Origin of the sequence: Curvivirga aplysinae (assembly GCF_009711445.1) — a bacterium.
GTDB lineage: Bacteria > Pseudomonadota > Alphaproteobacteria > UBA8366 > Aestuariispiraceae > Curvivirga > Curvivirga aplysinae.
Window position 1 is genome coordinate 1 of record NZ_SMMC01000017.1, and the last position, 1,374, is coordinate 1,374.

The following is a 1,374-nucleotide window of genomic DNA, read 5'->3' on the forward strand; positions in this document are numbered from 1 at the left end:
GATGTCGTTGAAAATTTACCCGGGGCTCTATTTCATTATTGGCTCTCGCCTGACGGAAAAGACAAAATTCATTTTGTCAACGAAGGCTGTAAAGAGATATGGGAAATTACAACAATAGAAGCAGAACGTGATGCGTCCCTACTGTGGGATATGGTTTTAGATGCTGATCTTGAGAAACTTCAAAATTCTATTGAGAAATCTGCTGAAAAATTGTCCCGATGGTCGCACCAATGGCGGATAAAAACACCCAGTGGCAAAATAAAATGGCTACAAGGATTAGCCAAAGCACGGCCAACAGATGACGGCGGTGTTTATTGGAATACCTTAATACTTGATATAACGGCTGAGAAAGAGGCTGATCATAACAAGCATTTAAGCTATGCTCAAACTATAGAAGTACTTTCCGCCGCCCTTGAAGCGAGAGACCCTTATACCGCAGGACATAGTCGATCTGTTGCCAGAATATGCGAAGACATTGCCAACGAAATGGGGCTTTCACAAAATTTCATAGATGGCCTAATTTTAGGGGCACTTGTTCATGACATTGGAAAAATCCAAATACCAAGCGCAATTCTGACAAAGCCAACGAAACTTTCGGATGCAGAATACAATTTAGTTCAACAACATGCGATCAACGGCGCTAGTTTACTACAACAAACCAGCTTTGAATGGCCCATATACGAAATGGTTGCCCAACATCATGAAAGATGTGATGGAAGCGGCTATCCAAATGGTTTGACAGCAGATAAAATCATCTTAGAAGCAAAAATTATCGCTGTTGCAGATACTATAGAATCTATGGCGACCAATCGGCCATATAGATTCGCTCCAGGATTATCCAAAGCCATACAAGTTATCAAAGATGGTTCTGGTACTAAATTTGATCAAAAGGTGGTTAACGCCGCTTTAAACTTATATCAAGACTTAGAATCCCTACCAACTAACTAAAAGTGAGGATTTCCTACTAAAATCTGGTTCTCTTGATTAATAGATTATCTTAATATTTTTCAAGTTAGATATCCGCACCTACCCTCATAGCATCATAGATTGCAGCATGAATATTCCGGCTTGCGACCGCATCCCCGATACGGGCAAGAAAAAACGCCCCCTCGCTGTTTATGTCTTCAAACGGAAAGTCAGCATTTAACAATGCCTGATGATCAAGTTGCCCCATATTTTTTGACTGCGATTTCAGGTCAAAATAAAGCATGTCCATAGGTTTTGTGCCGTTTTCAATCACAACATGATCTACCAGTTGAATTTTGGTCCGACCCGTTAATACATGTCGTAATGTCACTTGTTTTTTCTGTCCTCTCTCGGTCACCGCCAACATTTCATAAAAACATTCCGTTTGTATATTCTACGCAAATGCAT

2 protein-coding genes are annotated in these 1,374 nt (G+C 40.5%); one reads left to right on the forward strand and one right to left on the reverse strand.

The features are described 5' to 3' along the window. On the forward strand, positions 1 to 948 hold a 948-nt coding region (locus E1160_RS00075), incomplete at its 5' end, for an HD domain-containing phosphohydrolase (RefSeq protein WP_155152955.1). Positions 949 to 1,012: 64 nt separating this feature from the next. On the opposite strand, the gene E1160_RS00080 is transcribed toward E1160_RS00075, so the two are convergent. Next, positions 1,013 to 1,333: a hypothetical protein gene (locus E1160_RS00080; RefSeq protein WP_155152956.1), complete on the reverse strand. Its 321-nt coding sequence runs from the start codon at positions 1,331 to 1,333 to the stop codon at positions 1,013 to 1,015. Between the last annotated feature and the right edge of the window lie 41 nt (positions 1,334 to 1,374).